The organism is Pseudomonas sp. ATCC 13867 (assembly GCF_000349845.1).
Classification (GTDB): domain Bacteria; phylum Pseudomonadota; class Gammaproteobacteria; order Pseudomonadales; family Pseudomonadaceae; genus Pseudomonas.
Genome location: NC_020829.1, coordinates 2,477,692 through 2,492,519, shown reverse-complemented (window position 1 = coordinate 2,492,519; position 14,828 = coordinate 2,477,692). Strand labels below are relative to the sequence as shown.

13 protein-coding genes and 1 pseudogene are annotated in these 14,828 nt (G+C 67.4%); 3 read left to right on the top strand and 11 right to left on the bottom strand.

Annotated features, from left to right (window positions below):
- Positions 1 to 12: 12 nt before the first annotated feature.
- The 9 genes from H681_RS11355 to H681_RS11315 form a co-directional block, all read right to left on the bottom strand.
- Positions 13 to 786 carry a 1,6-dihydroxycyclohexa-2,4-diene-1-carboxylate dehydrogenase gene (locus H681_RS11355; protein WP_015477001.1) on the bottom strand — a complete coding sequence of 258 codons (774 nt, stop codon included), beginning with the start codon at positions 784 to 786 and terminating at the stop codon, positions 13 to 15.
- 144 nt (positions 787 to 930) lie between these two features.
- The gene (benC, locus tag H681_RS11350; protein WP_015477000.1) at positions 931 to 1,941 is read right to left on the bottom strand and encodes a benzoate 1,2-dioxygenase electron transfer component BenC; all 1,011 of its coding nucleotides are present in this window, start codon (positions 1,939 to 1,941) and stop codon (positions 931 to 933) included.
- Positions 1,942 to 2,095: 154 nt separating this feature from the next.
- Complete coding sequence (gene benB, locus H681_RS11345) at positions 2,096 to 2,581, bottom strand: benzoate 1,2-dioxygenase small subunit (protein ID WP_015476999.1); 486 nt, start codon at positions 2,579 to 2,581, stop codon at positions 2,096 to 2,098.
- Positions 2,581 to 3,948, bottom strand: coding sequence for a benzoate 1,2-dioxygenase large subunit (gene benA, locus H681_RS11340; RefSeq protein ID WP_015476998.1), 1,368 nt, complete (start codon positions 3,946 to 3,948; stop codon positions 2,581 to 2,583). The genes benB and benA overlap by 1 nt, the downstream gene beginning before the upstream one ends.
- Positions 3,949 to 4,571: 623 nt before the next feature.
- Positions 4,572 to 5,525: an AraC family transcriptional regulator gene (locus tag H681_RS11335; protein WP_015476997.1), complete on the bottom strand. Its 954-nt coding sequence runs from the start codon at positions 5,523 to 5,525 to the stop codon at positions 4,572 to 4,574.
- A 125-nt stretch (positions 5,526 to 5,650) separates the two neighbouring features.
- Positions 5,651 to 7,000 carry an MFS transporter gene (locus H681_RS11330; RefSeq protein ID WP_015476996.1) on the bottom strand — a complete coding sequence of 450 codons (1,350 nt, stop codon included), beginning with the start codon at positions 6,998 to 7,000 and terminating at the stop codon, positions 5,651 to 5,653.
- Between the two features lie 324 nt (positions 7,001 to 7,324).
- The gene (locus tag H681_RS11325) at positions 7,325 to 8,455 is read right to left on the bottom strand and encodes a saccharopine dehydrogenase family protein (protein ID WP_015476995.1); all 1,131 of its coding nucleotides are present in this window, start codon (positions 8,453 to 8,455) and stop codon (positions 7,325 to 7,327) included.
- A 39-nt stretch (positions 8,456 to 8,494) separates the two neighbouring features.
- Positions 8,495 to 8,896, bottom strand: coding sequence for a GFA family protein (locus tag H681_RS11320; protein WP_015476994.1), 402 nt, complete (start codon positions 8,894 to 8,896; stop codon positions 8,495 to 8,497).
- Between the two features lie 93 nt (positions 8,897 to 8,989).
- A complete protein-coding gene (locus tag H681_RS11315; protein WP_015476993.1) occupies positions 8,990 to 10,117 on the bottom strand; it encodes an ATP-NAD kinase family protein in 1,128 nt (375 codons plus the stop codon).
- Positions 10,118 to 10,351: 234 nt separating this feature from the next.
- Here H681_RS11315 and H681_RS26870 point away from each other — a divergent pair.
- Positions 10,352 to 10,524 (top strand): annotated as a pseudogene (locus H681_RS26870) (PA1571 family protein).
- A gap of 19 nt (positions 10,525 to 10,543) precedes the next feature.
- Here the strand turns inward: H681_RS26870 and pdxB are convergent.
- Positions 10,544 to 11,692 carry a 4-phosphoerythronate dehydrogenase PdxB gene (gene pdxB, locus H681_RS11310; RefSeq protein WP_015476991.1) on the bottom strand — a complete coding sequence of 383 codons (1,149 nt, stop codon included), beginning with the start codon at positions 11,690 to 11,692 and terminating at the stop codon, positions 10,544 to 10,546.
- A 146-nt stretch (positions 11,693 to 11,838) separates the two neighbouring features.
- Between pdxB and H681_RS11305 the strand changes: the two genes are divergently transcribed.
- Complete coding sequence (locus H681_RS11305) at positions 11,839 to 13,242, top strand: MATE family efflux transporter (RefSeq protein WP_015476990.1); 1,404 nt, start codon at positions 11,839 to 11,841, stop codon at positions 13,240 to 13,242.
- A 39-nt stretch (positions 13,243 to 13,281) separates the two neighbouring features.
- On the opposite strand, the gene rhtA is transcribed toward H681_RS11305, so the two are convergent.
- Positions 13,282 to 14,157 carry a threonine/homoserine exporter RhtA gene (gene rhtA / locus H681_RS11300; protein ID WP_041711919.1) on the bottom strand — a complete coding sequence of 292 codons (876 nt, stop codon included), beginning with the start codon at positions 14,155 to 14,157 and terminating at the stop codon, positions 13,282 to 13,284.
- A 52-nt stretch (positions 14,158 to 14,209) separates the two neighbouring features.
- On the opposite strand from rhtA, the gene H681_RS11295 reads away from it, so the two are divergent.
- Entirely contained in the window at positions 14,210 to 14,812 is a 603-nt protein-coding gene (locus H681_RS11295) for a helix-turn-helix domain-containing protein (protein WP_015476988.1), read from the top strand.
- Positions 14,813 to 14,828 lie beyond the last annotated feature (16 nt).

Below are 14,828 nucleotides of genomic sequence, written 5' to 3'. Positions count from 1 at the left end.
AGGCGACAGCTTTCAACCGAGGTCGCCGCCGCCCACCGGCAGGGTCACGCCGGTGATGTAGCTGGCTTCGTCGGAGGCGAGGAAAAGGATTGCGCCGACCTGTTCGTCGATGCTGCCGTAGCGCTTCATCAGGCTGCTGTCGACGGTCTGCTCGACGATCTGCCGGTACCAGAGCTTCTCCTGCTCGCTCTGCTGTGCTGCGTTGCGCGGGATGCGCCGGGGCGGCGCCTGAGTGCCGCCGGGGGCGGTGGCGTTGACCCGCACGCCGCGCTCGGCGGTCTCGAAGGCGAGGCAGGCGGTCAGCGCGTTCACCCCGCCCTTCGCCGCGCCGTAGGGCACGCGGTTCACGCCACGGGTGGCGACGGAGGAGACATTGACGATGGCGCCCGCGCCCTGCTTCAGCATCGGCACCAGGGCCGCGCGGCAGCACCAAAGGGTGGGGAACAGCGAGCGGCGCACCTCGGCTTCGATTTCGTCCTCGGCGTAGTGCTCGAAGGGTTTGGCCCAGATGGTGCCGCCGACGTTGTTGATGAGGATGTCGAGGCGGTCGAAGCGCGTCAGCGCCTGGTCGACCACAGCCTGGCAGTCGGCGAAACGCTCCAGGTCGGCGGTCAGGGTAAGCACTTCGCCATGCTGGCCGAGGGCGTCCTGCAGTTCGTGGACGATTTCGGAGCGGTCCACGACGATGACCCTGGCGCCCTCTTCCACCAGCCGCTCGGCGACACGCCGGCCGATGCCCTGGGCGGCGCCGGTGACCAGGGCGATCTTGTTGTTGAATCTTTTCATGGTGACCTCATGACGTCGGCGGGCAGAGCTCCTGTAGGAGCGAGCTTGCTCGCGAACCGCTTCGTAGCGGGGCTTGGTTCGCGAGCAAGGACTAGGCGTCCCCCTCGGTCCTACGTAGAGCCGCCCGGTATCGGATGTCGGGTATCAGGCAGCACTGGCCGCGAACTTCTCGTAGTAGAAATTCGCCGGCGTGATGCCCTGCTCGCGGATGTACTGGCTGACCGCCTCGACCATCGGCGGCGGGCCGCAGAGGTAGACGTCCACCTCACCGTCGTTCAGGTGCGCCGGCGCGATATGCTGGGTGACGTAGCCCTTGTGCGGGTAGCTGCTTTCCGCGCTGGCGACACAGGCGCTGAAGGTGAAGTTGGGGATGCGCGCGGCGAAGGTTTCCAGGCGGTCCATCTCCACCAGGTCGAAGTCGTGGGTGACACCGTAGATCAGGTGCAGCGGATGCTCGCTGCCGCGCTCGGCGATCTGTTCGAGCATCGCGGTGAAGGGCGCCAGCCCCGTGCCGCCAGCCAGCAGCAACAGCGGCCGCTTGATCTCGCGCAGGTAGAAGCTGCCCAGCGGGCCGGCCAGGATCATCGTGTCGCCGGCTTTCGCCAGGCCGGTGAGGAAGCTGCTCATCAGGCCGCCCGGCACGTTGCGGATCAGGAAGCTGACCTCGCCGTCCTTCTGCAGCGAGCTGAAGGAGTAGGCGCGGCTCTGTTCGCTGCCCGGCACCCGCAGGTTGACGTACTGCCCCGGCAGGAAGGCCAGCCTGCTCAGCGACTCGCCCTTGATCGACAGCGCGATGGTGCTTGCGGAGAGCTGGCGCACCGCGCTGATGCTGGCCTCGAAACTGGCCTGGGCGGTCTTGCAGACTTGCGAGGAGGCCGGCACGCGCACCACGCAATCGCTCTGCGCGCGCATCTGGCAGGTGAGCACGTAGCCCTGCTCGGCTTCGTCCTCGGTGAGCGCGTCCTCGATGTAGTCCTGGCCCAGGTCGTAGCGGCCGGCTTCGGCGAAGCACTTGCAGGTGCCGCAGGCGCCGTCGCGGCAATCCAGCGGGATGTTGATGCCCTGGCGGTAGGCCGCGTCGGCCACGGTCTCGCTGGGGCTGGCGTCGATGAAGCGGGTAACGCCGTCTTCGAAGTTGAGCGCGATCTTGTTCATGTCATTCGCCTCAAAAAAGCGGCTTGAAGCGTCGCGAGCGCAGGCCGGGCAAGGCGGAGGACGGTTCGGAAGCGCAGTTCACTCTAGTGAATGAGCATTACGGACCGTTCTCCAACGCAGCACGGGCAAGCGCAGCAGCTTCACGCCGTGTTTTTCAGATGTGGTAGATGTCGATGACTTGCCTGACGTAGTCGTTCTTCAGTACGACCTTCTTCGCCTTTACCAGCGGCTGCTCGCCACGCACGTCGAGCGTGTAGAAGCTGGTGCCGAAGTAGCTGTCGACGGTCTTGTAGCGGAAGCTCAGGGTGTGCCAGTTGAAGCGCACCTGGCACTGCCCGTCGGCCTCGCCGAGCACCTCGATATTGCTCAGGTTGTGCGAGGTGCGCGTGTCCGGCAGGGTCGCGCTGGAGCGCTCGGTCTTGATGCGGAACACGCGGTCTTCCAGGCCGCCACGGCTGCCGTACCAGATCAGCGAGATTTCCCGCTGCGGGTCTTCGGTGAGCCGGTCGCGGTCGTCCCAGGAGGGCATCCAGAAGGTGGCGTCGGCGGCGTACAGCTCCAGCCACGCATCCCAGTCCTTGTCATCGAGGTAGCGCGCTTCGCGGTAGAGGAAGTCGCGCACGGTCTCGTAGCGGCTCATCACACGCCCTCCTCTGTCATGGCGATGCGCTTGGCCTGCTCGGCGGCCAGCGCATCGATCATGGTCTGCTGCCAGTACTGGTGCTGCAGCACGAACAGGCCCTCATCTTCGGTGCGCACGCCGGACAGCGCCGGCGCCAGGTCGATCTCCCGCGCCGCGTCGTCGGCACCGTCGATCCAGTGCTGCGCCCCGCGCGACATGTCGTTCCAGCCGCCGGCGCTGCCCTGGTAGGCCTGCTGGCAGGAACGGAATTCCTCCAGGTCGTCCGGCGTGGCCATGCCGCTGACGTTGAAGAAATCCTCGTACTGGCGAATGCGCTGGGCGCGCGCCTCGCTGCTCTCGCCCTTCGGCGCGATGCAGTAGATGGTTATTTCGGTGCGGTTGACGTCGATGGGCCGGGCGATGCGGATCTGCGAGCTGAACTGGTCCATCAGGTAGACGTTCGGGTACAGGCAGAGGTTGCGCGAGTTCTCGATCATCCAGTCGGCGCGGGCCTGGCCGTGGTCGCGGGCCAGTTCGTCGCGGCGCTCGAAGGCCGGGCGCGCCTCGGGGTTGGCCCAGCGGCTCCAGAGCAGCAGATGGCCGTGGTCGAAGGAGTAGAAGCCACCGCCTTGCCTGGCCCAGCCGCCGGCACTCATGGTCTTCACCTCGCTGCCAGCCTCGCGCGCCTGGCGCTGGTTCTGGGTCGCGGCGTAGTTCCAGTGCACGGAACTGACGTGGTAGCCGTCGGCGCCGTTCTCGGCGGTGAGCTTCCAGTTGCCTTCGTAGATGTAGCTGGAGGAACCGCGTAGCACTTCCAGGCCTTCAGGGGACTGGTCGACGATCATGTCGATGATCTTCGCCGACTCGCCCAGGTGCTCCACCAGCGGCTTGACGTCGGCCTTCAGGCTGCCGAAGAGGAAGCCGCGATAGGACTCGAAGCGCGCGATTTTCGTCAGGTCGTGGGAGCCTTCGCAGTTGAAGCCTTCCGGATAGCCGGCCTCGGCCGGGTCCTTGACCTTGAGCAGCTTGCCGGAGTTGTTGAAGGTCCAGCCGTGGAACGGGCAGGTGTAGCTGGAACGGTTGCCGGACTTGTGCCGGCAGAGCATGGCGCCCTTGTGGCTGCAGGCGTTGAGGAAGGCGTTGAGCACGCCGTCCTTGTTGCGCGCGATGAAGATCGACTGGCGACCGATCATGGTCGTCAGGAAGTCGTTCTTCTCGGGGATCTGGCTTTCATGGGCGAGGTAGACCCAGTTGCCCTCGAAGATGTGCTTCATCTCCAGGTCGAACAGGCGCGGGTCGGTGAACATCTCCCGCCGGCAGCGGTAGACGCCCTTCTCGGGGTCTTCCTCGAGCAGTGAACGCAAGTAGTCGATACCCAGGGACATGGCCGGGGCCTCCGTTGTTATTGTTCAGGCAGGCTCAGGTTAGGGCTGGGTTCGAAGCGGCAATATCCGCTTTGTGCAGAGTGCTATCCGTTTTCTGCAGGGCCGTCCGCAGGCGGCGCTCCTACATGGGAAATTCGGTACTGAGCGGTTCGCGAGCAAGCTCGCTCCTACGAAGAGCCAATACTCACTCGATTCCAGCTCTGGCCTTTGCTCTGAAGGCTTCCAGAGAAACATCCGCTCACTCCGAACGGCGCCGTTCAGGAGGCCTCGTTGAAGCGGAGTTTCAGGGGTTGAGCGGCAGGGATGCCGCGAGAGCGCTGTCGGGCCAGGGATGGCCCGTCAGCGCGGGCCCCTGGAACTTCGCTTCAACGAGGGAATTTTTCGCCTAAGCGAAAAACCGGATGTCCGGGGCAAGACCTTTGCCTACTTTGGGTGGGGCGGCCATCCGTCGTTTGCCAAAGTAGGTCGCCCGAGGGGGCGAAACACAGAATCCGCGCGCACGCCGAAGCGGCGCTGGAACACCCAAGCCAAAGCAGCGGACCTGAAACACGAGGAGCAAAAGAAAGCGCCGGCCCTGCCGGCGGATCGCGGGCATGGCCCGCTCCTACAGGGGAGTGCGGAGGTCAGCTGCGGCGCTTGAGGGTTTCTGACGGCAGTTCGCCGAACTGCTGGCGGTAGCCTTCGGCGAAGCGCCCCAGGTGCAGGAAGCCATAATCCAGCGCCAGCTCGGTGACGCTGCGCACCGGGCAGGCCGGATCGCCCAGACAGGCACGGATGCGTTCCAGCTTGAGGCGGCGGATGTACTGGCGCGGCGTGGTGCCGGCCTGGCGCTCGAACAGCGCGTAGAGCGAGCGCAGGCTCATCGACGCCTGGTGGGCCAGGGCTTCGACGTCGATGTCCTCGCGCAGGTGGCCCTCGATGTACGCCTCGATGCGCTCGAAAGACACGCTGGCGCCAGCGATGGGCTCGCGGCTGACGTTGGTCTTGAGCAGGGTCAGCAACTTGCTGGCGACGATCTGCTGGTAGTGCTCGTCGATCCGGGCCAGGCGCTCGCCGGCCTCGGACTCCTGGCAGACCATCGACAGCAGGTTGACGAAACCTTCCAGCTCGCCGAGCTGGTAACGGTTCTCGATGAAGCGCACGCCGGTGCGCGGATGGTTCCAGCGCTGCTCGGCACAGATGGCTTCGAGCAGGGTTACCGGAATCTTCAGGATGAATTTCTCGCAGTCGTCCGAGTAGGTCAGGTCGACCGGATCGTCCGGGTTGATCAGCAGCAGCTCGCCCGGCGCCAGGTAGTGCTCCTGGCGCTGGCCACGCCACAGGCAGTGGCCGCTGAGCAGGATCTGCAGGTGGAAGATGCTCTCCAGCGCCGGCGAGGTGACGCGCACCGCGCCGCCATAGCTGATGCGGCACAGGTCGAGGCTGGCGAAACGCCGGTGGTTGAGGCTGGCCTGCGGATGGCCGTGGGCCGGCAGGCGCAGATCATGGGTGCCCACGTGCTGGTTGACGTAGCCCGACACCGCGTAGGGATCGGCGCGTTCGAACACTCGGCTACGTTCGCTCAGCAGGCTTTGCATACAAGGCACTCAGGGTTGTTGTCGGCAGCCGCGATCTGCGCCGCGGTCGCTCCAGTCTATGCGAGCGGCGCGGGGATGGAACGGGGCGGAGATGAATGGCAACACACTCGCCCCGCCCGTGCCCGTCAGGTGGCATCGGCGTGGCTGACCAGGCCCTTGATCACCACGGCGGCGGTGGCGATGGCAGCCGGGACGATCAACGCGGTCAGCACCTGCTCGAAACTCCAGCCCAGGCCCAGCAGGGTCGCGCCGATCCAGGCGCCGAGAATGGCGCCGAAACGGCCGATGCCGAGCATCCAGGACACGCCGGTGGCGCGTCCTTGGGTCGGGTAGAAGCGCGCCGCCAGGGACGGCATGGCCGACTGGGCGCCGTTTACGCACATGCCGGCAGCCAGCACCAGGGTCGCCAGCAGCGTGACGGTGCCCAGGCTCTGCCCTACGCAGTAGGCGAATAGGCCGGCCAGGCAATAGAAGAGGCCGATCACCTTGTGTGGGTTGAAACGGTCCATCGCCCAGCCCACCGCCACCGAGCTGAGTACGCCGCCGAGCTGGAACAGCGCGCCGATGAAGGCGGCCTGCTCCAGGCTCGCGCCGGCATCGCGCATCAGGGTCGGCAGCCAGCTGGTGAGCAGGTAGACGATCACCAGCCCCATGAAATAGGTCAGCCACAGCAACAGGGTGCCGGCGCTGTAGGTGCCGGAAAAGATCACCTTGAACAGGTTGCGGTTCTGCACCGTCTTCTGTTCCGGCACGCTGAAGTCCCGCGCGGTGAGCACCTCGGCCGGCGCAATCGGCGCCAGCACGCGCTTGACCCTGTCCGCGCCGCGATTGCGCACGACCAGGAAGCGCGCCGACTCCGGCAACCACAGCAGCAACACCAGCCCCAGCACCAGCGGCAGCACGCCGCCGAGCAGTAGCAGGCTGTGCCAGCCGTACGCCGGAATCAGCTTGGCGGAGACGAAACCGCCCGACGCCATGCCCAGGTTGAAGCCGCAGAACATACTGGTCACCAGCAGCGACTTGAGGCGCTCGGGGGTGTACTCCGACAGCAGCGTGGTGGCGTTGGGCATCGCCGCGCCCAGCCCCAGGCCGGTAAGGAAACGTAGCGCCAGCAGTTGGTCGAGGTTGGCGCTATAGGCCGAGATCAGGCTGAAAAAGCCGAAGAGGAACACCGCCACCACCAGCACGCCCTTGCGCCCGAAACGGTCGGCCAGCGGGCCGGACCCCAGGGCGCCGAACACCATGCCGATCAGCGCGGCGCTCATCACCGGACCGAGGCTGGCGCGGTCGATGCCCCATTCCTGGGTCAGCGCCGGGGCGATGAAGCCCATCGCCGCCGTATCGAGGCCATCGAGGAAGACGATAAGGAAGCACAGCAACACGATACGCCACTGGTACAGGGACAGCGGCTGGGCGTTGATGAAGGACTGGACATCGAGCGTACCGGCAGCAGGCACGTGGGCGGAACTGGTCATGCGAAGGCTTCCTGCGAGGGGGGCGTCGCGGCAGCGCCGGCGATACGGGCATTGCTTGGACGGGACAGGAATGAGGCGCAAGCGGACCGGCAGAAGAGCAGGCGCCGAAGGCCCAGACTGACGCTCATTGTTGTTATTGCCCGCCTGGCCGGGCGGGGTTGGGCAAACAGTACGGAGAGTCGCCGGGCGGTTCAATTCGATGATCGCCTATGCGTTCGATCAGCGAACGATTTCGGCGAGCGCGCGGCGCCTCGCGCCTTCCCGGCGGGAGGTGCGTGGGCCCGGTGACAGCGCAACTGCCGGGGCGACGCCCGGCCCCTCTATCTAGTGGGCGGCGATTTCACGAACGCCGTGGGATATCTTCATCCCGTCGAGCTCGGCCAGGTAATCCTCGACGCTGATCAGCCCGACGCAGGGCATCGCGCCCCGCTGCCCGAAGCGCCCCGATGCCAGCTTGCGCGCCAGGGCCACAGCCGCCATGCACGGAATGTTCGGTCCGTGGTCGTCCTGGGCGATCAGCTCCCAGCACAGCGCCAACGCCTTGCCCGACTTATCCACGCCGCGCAGTTGCACGAACATGCCGCTGCGGCCGTCGCCCAACGGCTGCATCGCCACCGCCAGCCGATGCAGGCCGCCGCTCAGGGCCGCGGCGTTCTCCAGCAGGCGCCCGCGCACCAGCCAGGACAGCCCCCAGGTGCCGAACTGGGTGAGGCTCAGGCCGAGGCCGGCGGAAAAACGCACCTCGCGCACGCCGGGGTAGCGCTGCGGGAACAGTTCCAGGTCCGGCACGTCGCAATGGGCGACCCAGCGCCGCCCCAGCGGCTTGGGGAAGCGGTGCACGCTCAGACCCTGCCAGCCGTGCACCGCCTGCCAGCGGCCTTCGCGCCACTGGCGCAGGGGTTTGCCGCAATAGCCCAGCACCGCCGCCAGGGTGGCGATGCCGGGAATCTTCGCCGAGGAGCTGATGCCGTGGTGGATGCTGTCCAGCCGCTGGAAGCGCGCGCGCAACTGATCGACCACCGCCGCGCTGAGCGCCGGCACCGAGCTGGCGCCGCTGCATACCAGCACGCCGGCGCTGCGGGCGGCGCGGTCGAGCTCGCCAATGCCGCAGACGAAGCGGCGCGCGTCGGCCAGGTCGATATAGTGCGCCTGCGCGTCAATCGCGGCGCGGGCAACTCGATAGTCCTGGTCCTGGAAGGGCCCGGCGGTGGAGATGAGCAGGTTGACCCTGAGCTCACTGAGGCGGTCGGAGAGCGTCGGCTGGTTCATGTCCAGGCACACCGCCTCCCCACCCACCTCGCTTGCCAGCGCGCTGGCGCGTCGCTGGTCGCGTCCGCCGACCAGGACGCGAATCCCGTCGATCCCGCTCAGGCGGCGAACGATCAGGCTGCCGAAATTCCCATAGCCGCCCAGTACCAGAACGCGAAAGGACGGTTTGACCGCTGACACAGACATCGACACTCCCCTACAACCGCCGGCATCGTGCCGGCGCCCTCACCCCGATTTCGCGCCGACGTGCCTCGGCAAGGCGTCGTCCAGAGGCCACCACGCGGCCCTGGACTCGATGTAGTAATGCCCCTCGGGCGCAGTCCGCAGCGGCTCGTCCAGGCTTCCCGCTCGCACGCGCAGCACCTCCGGGCGCGAGTCGCGGGCGCTGTAGATCGGCGAGCCGCAATGGCCGCAGAACACCCGGCGCTTGTCCTCCGAGGAACGGAAATGCACCAGCGCCTCAGCGCCGGCGAGCAGCCTGAACGCGTCGTCGGCGACGGGGATATTGGTGGCGAACGGACCACCCTGGGCCTTGCGGCACTGTCCGCAATGGCAGACCTGGATCGGCGCCAGCTCGCCGCTGATCGTGTAACGCACCGCGCCGCACAGACAACCACCGGTATGCATCGCTCCGTCCTCCGTCGAAAGCGCAAAGTGCTGGAGTCTAGAACAAAACCGCGAACCATCACCATTCAGGTGACGGCAAGCGCGAAACCAATTTCAGACCTCGGAGCCCCAGCCCAGCGGGTAGAGCAGTTCTTCCTTGTAGCCGGCCCAGACCCGCACCGCCGCCGGGAAGCTCGCGTCCAGCGCCGCGTCGCCGCTGTCCACCAGCAACGGCCGGCCTTCCAGGGTACCGAGCTTGCGCTTGGTGGCGACCACCCGCAGGCGCTCGATGCCGATGGCGCGCAGCACGCGCGGGCTGATCTGCTGGTTGCCACGGCCGAGGATGTGGCCCTGCCCACCGATGGCGGTGACCAGCAGGAAGGCCGGGTGGCCGTCCACCAGTTCGAACAGCTGCGACTCGGTCACGTCGCGGGCGATCACCTCGCCGTTCTCGATCACGTCCACGCCCAGCAAGGTGGTTTCCAGGCGCAGGTCGGCGGCCAGCCCGTGCAGGGTCGAGCCCGGCCCGAAGACATAGCGCACGCCGTCCTCCCAGGTATCTTCCAGCCAGGCGGCGAGATCGGCCAGCACCAGCTCCTCGGTCTCAATGCCGGCCTGCTTGACGTGCTGCATGAAGTGCCCTTCCTCGGGCACCGTCAGCTCGGCGTACCAGCGCGCGGCGACGCGGCCATCGCGCAGGGCGGCTTCGTCGAGGTCGCGCACCTCGCCCTGGGTCAGGCGCACCAGCCCGCCCTCGACCAGTCGCAGAGCCAGCGCACCGGCGGCGCGCGGGCTGATCGCATAGACCCCGGAGTGGATCTTCACCCCGGCGGGAATCCCCAGCACCGGCTGGTCTTCGCGCGCCACCTCGGCGACGTCGCGAGCGGTGCCGTCGCCGCCGGCGAAGAGGATCAGCGCAACACCGGCCTCCTGCAACGCCTGCACGGCGTGCCGGGTATCCGCCGCCGAACTGCGCTCGCCCTCGAGCGCGCCGACCAGCCGATGGGAAAAGCCCATGTCCGCCAGCAGATCGGCACCCATCGGCCCCGGGAAGGTCAGGAATTCCAGGCGCTCACGCACCGCCAGCAACTGCTCCAGCGCCACCCGCGTGCGCTCCGCCGCGCGGGGCTGCGCGCCGCGCGCCAGGGCCAGTTCGGCGACACCGTCGCTGCCCTTGAGCGCGGTCGGCCCGCCGATACCGGCCAGCGGATTGATGATCAGGCCTACGCGAAAGCCATCCATACTCACCTCGAAGGACATCCAGATCGAACAGCCGGTGCAATGCCGGGCCGACCTTCACTATAACGACAAGCAGTAGACCGGGGCCTTGCGGTTGGCACGCAACCTGCCAACCCTGCGAGGGTACAGTCGTCTGCCACGTAGGTGACATCTGCGCCGCGCTCCGCGACTGCTTTGTCACCGAGCTTTCATGTGATCTGCCTAGACTGCATTCAAACGTTGTAGAGGAGACCGGCCATGAGCTTGCAACACCATCAGACCCCCCCCCCCGACCGGCGCCCCGTGACCCGCAGCAGCCGGTGGGCGGCTCGATCATCGACGCCCAGGGCCGCGAGATCCCGATTACCGAAGACATGATCCAGCGCGCCTGCCGCGAACTGGACAAGAGCAGCGAGCCACCGCGCCGATGAGTGCGCGGACTTCCCTGCCCTACTCCCCGACCCGGTTGGCGCCCAGCGCCGTCAGCAGGTTTTCCAGACGCGGCGCATCGCCCTGGATGTCCACCCACAGCCCGGTGATTTCCCGCCGCGGCGGGTAGTGCTTGCGCAGGGCGTCGAACGTCTTGCGCCGCGCTTCCGCATCCCCCGCCAGGCTGCGCCGGAAGGCCGCGTCGTCGCTGCGCGGGTCATACACCGCGCGGCACAGCATGGCCAGCGCCCAGTCCGGCTCGCACTCCTCCTTCAAACTCAGCTCGGCCAGCCATTGCGCCGGCAGCAGATCGTCCAGGCTGACCTCCGGCGCCCGCCCGAGCCAGGTGCAGAAGGCGTCGTAGATCTGCGCCGTGCCGCGCAGCTTGCCATCCAGGCTATAGCCGGCGATGTGCGGCGTGGCGATGCGGCAGCGCGCGGCCAGCTCGACATCCACCTGCGGCTCGCCTTCCCACACGTCCAGCGCGACGTCGAGATCGGCGCCGGCCTCCAGGTGCGCGCGCAGCGCGGCGTTGTCGACCACCCCGCCCCGGCTGGCGTTGAGCAGCCAGGCGCCGGGGCGCAGCGCCGCGAGGCGTTCGGCATTCAGCAGGTGGCGCGTCGGATGTTCGCCGTCGCGGGTCATGGGCGTGTGCAGGCTGATCACGTCGCACTCGCGCAGTACCTCGTCGAGGCTGCGGAAGTCACCGCCCTCGGCGGCGGCACGCGGCGGATCGCAGACGCGCACGTCCCAGCCCAGCCCGCGCAGCACGTCCACCAGGCGGCCACCCACCTGGCCGGCGCCAACCACGCCATAGCGGCGCTCGGCCAGTTTTGCCCCGTGCACCTCGGCCAGCGCCAGCAGGCTGCCCAGCACCCAGTCCACCACGCCACGGGCGTTGCAGCCCGGTGCGCTGGACCAGGCGATGTCGGCCTGCGCGAAATAATCGAGATCCAGGTGATCGGTGCCGATGGTGCAGGTGCCGACGAACCTGACCTGGCTGCCTTCGAGCAACGCGCGGCTGACGTCGGTCACCGAACGCACCAGCAGCACGTCGGCGTCGCCCAGGGCGGCACGATCGATGCCGCGTCCGGGCAAGCGACGGATTTCACCGTGACCGCCGAAGAAGGCTTCGACCAGGGGAATGTTTTCATCGGCAAGGATACGCATGGACTGACTCCAGAAATCGGCACCGGCTACTTTACCAGCGCGGCTGCGTGCGGTCCCGCAACTCGCGCCGATGCTTTCCTGACCAAGCCGACAAGCCGTAAACTGGCCGGCTTCTTTCCGCTGCCTGCCGCCAGAAAAGGATCGCCGTGACCAGCATCGCCCAGCCCGTCTCCCGTGGACGGCGCACCACCGCCGAACTCAAGGAACTGCTCACCCTCGCCGCGCCCATCATGATCGCCCAGCTGGCGACCACCGCGATGGGCTTCGTCGATGCGGTGATGGCCGGGCGCGTCGGTCCGCGCGACCTCGCCGCGGTGGCGCTGGGCAACTCGATCTGGATTCCGGTGTTCCTGCTGATGACCGGCACCCTGCTGGCGACCACCGCCAAGGTGGCGCAGCGCTACGGCGCCGGCGACCAGCCCGGCACCGGTCCGCTGGTGCGCCAGGCACTGTGGCTGGCGCTGCTGGTCGGCCCGCTGGCGGCGGCGACCCTGTGGTTCCTCTCCGAACCGGTGCTGCGTGCGATGAAGGTCGAAGAAGCGCTGATCGAACCCAGTCGATTCTACCTGCGCGGTATCGCCTGCGGCCTGCCGGCGGTGGCGCTGTATCACGTGCTGCGCTGCTTCAGCGACGGCCTGGGGCGCACCCGGCCGAGCATGGTGCTGGGTATCTGCGGGCTGATGCTGAACATCCCGATCAACTATGTGCTGATCTACGGGCACCTCGGTTTCCCCGCGCTGGGCGGCCCCGGCTGCGGCTGGGCGACGGCGTCGGTGATGTGGTTCATGCTGCTGGGCATGCTGGTCTGGGTGAAAGGGGCCAAGGTCTACAAGCCGAGCCAGCTGTTCAGCCACTGGGAACTGCCGAACCTCAAGGTGATCGGCAGCCTGGTCGCGGTCGGCCTGCCGATCGGCATCGCGGTATTCGCCGAGTCGAGCATTTTCTCGGTGATCGCCCTGCTGATCGGCGAACTGGGCGAGAAGGTCGTGGCCGGGCACCAGGTGGCGCTGAACTTCAGCGCGCTGGTGTTCATGATCCCCTACTCGCTGGCAATGGCCGTGACCGTGCGCGTCGGCCAGGCCCTCGGCGCCGGCGCGCCGCGCGATGCGCGCTTCGCCGCGGGCGTCGGCATGGGTGCGGCATTGGCTTATGCGTGCATTTCCGCCAGCGGCATGTTGCTGATGCGTGACTCCATCGCCGCGCTCTACACCCAGGACCCGGACGTGCTGGCACTGGCCGCCTCGCTGCTGGTGTTCTCCGCGCTGTTCCAGTTCTCCGACGCCGTGCAGGTCACCGCCGCCGGCGCCCTGCGCGGTTACCAGGACACCCGCGCGACCATGATCATGACCCTGTTCGCCTACTGGGGCATCGGCCTGCCGGTGGGCTACAGCCTCGGCCTCGCCCACTGGCTGCAGGAGCCCACCGGCCCGCGCGGCCTGTGGGAGGGCCTGATCGTCGGCCTGACCTGCGCGGCGGTGATGCTGTGCATCCGCCTGGCGCGCAGCGCCAAGCGGCAGATCGTGCTGAACGAGAAACGCATGGCAGGCTGAATATCCATGACGCAATAAGCCGCCCGAGGGCGGCTGGCTTCAGTCAGTGACCAGCGCCGGCTTTGGCCGGCTGCTCAGCGTGGTGCCCACCGAAGCGACGATGATGGCGCCAATGGCGAGCCACTGGAGCGAGGTGAGCTGTTCGCCGAGGAACACCAGGCCGGACAATGCTCCGAATGCCGGCTCGATGCTCATCAGGGTGCCGAAGGTGCGCGCCGGCAGGCGCGTCAGGGCGATCATTTCCAGGGTGTAGGGCAAGGCGCTGGAGAGGATCGCCACGCCCAGCAGCGCCGGGAACAGGCCGATATCCAGCAGCGCCGTACCGGCGGAGGCGATACCGATCGGCGCCACGCACACGGCGGCGATGCTGATGCCCAGTGCCGCCCCCTGGGCCCCCAGGTCATTGCCGGCGCGCTGGCCGAAGATGATGTACAGCCCCCAGCAGACGCCCGCCCCCAGTGCCAGCGCGGCGCCCTTGGGGTCGATGCCCTGGCCGAAATCGGCGATCGGCAGCAGCAGGCCCAGGCCGACCACCGCGATGGCGATCCAGATGAAGTCGATCGGCTTGCGCGAATAGAACAGCGCCACCGCCAGCGGCCCGGTGAACTCCAGCGCCACGGCGATGCCCAGCGGGATGGTCTGCAGTGCCATATAGAAGGTCAGGTTCATCAGGCCCAGGGTCACGCCGTAGATGAACAGCGGCTTGAGCGGCTTGCCGCGCAGCGACATGCGCCACGGGCGGAGTATCGCCAGCAGGATGATCGCGGCGAAGATCAGGCGCATGGCGGTGACGCCGGCGGCGCCGAGCACCGGGAACAGGCTCTTGGCAACAGACGCGCCGGTCTGGATCGAGGCCATCGATACGATCAGGACGGCGATGGGGAAAAACGTAGCGATAAGGCGCGAGCGGGGCATGGTGCGGACCTGAACAGGCGTTGCAACGATGGAAAAATCTTGGTTGACTGTTATGCGCAACATAATGCGCAAAAAGGCCCAGATGAGCAATATACTGCCCACTTCTTCCGAACGCCCCAGCGTGCTGGTGCACGTCGCCGACAACGTGAAGACCCTGCGCCGCAATGGTGGCTTCAGCCAGGACGCACTGGCCAAGACCTCCGGCGTCAGCCGCCGGATGCTGGTCGGTATCGAGGGCGGTGACACCAATGTCAGCCTCGCCACCCTGGACCGCATCGCCGCCGCCCTCGGCGTGACCTTTGCCGACCTGGTACGACCGCCGTCCACCCGCAACCTGTCCCGCGTCGATGCCGTGGCCTGGGGTGGCGCGCAACCCGACAGTCGCGGCACCCTCCTCGCCAGCACGCCGGCCGCGCGCCAGGCCGAGCTCTGGCACTGGTCCCTGGCCCCCGGCGACCGCTACAACGCCGAACCGGACGCCGAAGGCTGGTACGACATGGTCTATGTCATCGAAGGTCGGCTGACCATCGTGCTGGCCGAAGAGACCGTGGAGGTCGAGGCCGGCGGGTTCCATGTGTTCAAGAGCAACCAGCCGTTTTCCTACCGGAACCACGGAGAGGTGCTGGTGCGGTTCGTGCGGAACGTTGTGAACTGATTACCGCTGGCGGGCC